Source organism: Streptomyces sp. UNOB3_S3 (assembly GCF_020740895.1).
Lineage (GTDB): Bacteria > Actinomycetota > Actinomycetes > Streptomycetales > Streptomycetaceae > Streptomyces.
In genome coordinates, this window is sequence record NZ_JAILXP010000685.1 from 1 (window position 1) to 1,432 (window position 1,432).

Here is a 1,432-nt window from a genome sequence, read left to right on the forward strand (position 1 = left end):
GGGCCGGGGGCTGTGCCGGGGCCTGTGCCTGGGCCTGTGATGCCTGAACCTGCGCTTCCCGCTCGCCCTCGGCCGGGTTCGCCAGCTTGCGGCGGCGGCCGGACCCGGCGGAGGGCGTCCCGGCGGCCGGGGTGTCCCCCGAGCCCGGGCCCTGCCCCAGCGTCCGCACGCTGATCGGCCGCGCGGCGGGCGCCGCGCCCGGCTCGCGCCCGGCCGCGCCGTGCTCCTCCGCGAGCGCGCGCCGCGCCCGGCGGCGCCCGGTGGGCGCCGGGGCCTCGGCCGCGGCGTCGAAGCCGTACGGGCCCGGCCCGGCGGGGGCCTCGGCACCCTGCTCGGCCTTGGGCACGGGCCGCGGACCCGGCTGCGCGGCGAGCGCGGCACCGTGCCCGTAGCCACCGGGGGCGCCCGGCGCGGGCGCGCCCGCGAGGGCGAAGGGCCCGGAAGCGCCCTGGGAACCAGCGGGCGCGACACCCTGGCCGGATGCCCCCGGTACGCCGGGGCCACCCTTGCCGGGAGCTTGCCGGCCCTGCCCCGCGCCGGACGCGTCCGGCGCCTGCTCGCCCGCCGTGCCGGTCACGGGCCCGCCCGGCTCGTCGGCCCCCGGGGCACCGTGCCGCGCCCGGCCGCCGGGCGCGCCGCCCTGGCCGTACGGGCCGGGGGCACCGGGGGCGACGGGGGCGTCGTCGGTCACGCCGTCCTGACCGGGCCGGGCGCCGTGGCCGTACGGACCGCCGCCGAGGCCGCCCTGCGGCGCGCCGTCCTGGCCGGGACCGTGGCCGGGGCGCGCGCCCGGAGCCGTGTTGTCGCCGCCGTACGGGCCGGGGGCTTCGGGACCGCCGTCGTCAGGCGCACCCGCTGCCCCGGGGCCGCCGTGCCGGGCGGGACCGTCCGGCACGCCGCCCTGGTTGTTCGGGTAGCCGGACATGGCGTGGGGGCCGGGGGTGCTGGGGCCGCCTCGGCGTGCGACGGGATCGCCGGGTGGCCCGTCCTGACCGTCGGGATAGCCGGGCATGGCCTGCGCGTCGCGCTGCCGGGCGCTGTCGGGCGCACCGCCGTGGCCGTCGGGGAAGCCGGGTACGGCCTGTCGGCCGGGAGCTCCGGGGCCGCCGTGCCGGGCGTCGTTCGGTGCGTTGCCCTGCCTGTCGGCGAAGCCGGGTACGGCCTGCGCGCCGGGAGCTCCGGGGAGGCCGTCGGGCGTACCGCCCTGCCCGTTCGGGTAGCCGGGCGTGGTCTGCGGGTCGGGGTTGCCGCGCCGAGCGTCGCCCTGCCCGTCGGGGAACCCGGGTTCGGCCTGCGGGGCGGCGGTGCCGGGGGCCGACGAGCCGAGCGGGCTCGGGACCGGCACGGCAGGCGCGCCGGCGCCGCCGCGCCGTGCGTCGTCGTCGGGCGCCCCGCCCGGGCCGTACGGCTCGGCGCCCTCCCGGGCGAAGCC

The 1,432-nt window shown here is 83.2% G+C and carries 1 pseudogene; it reads right to left on the reverse strand.

The annotated features are described in order from the left end of the window. Window positions 1-1,432, reverse strand: a pseudogene (locus K6I33_RS35015) (hypothetical protein); the annotation flags it as partial.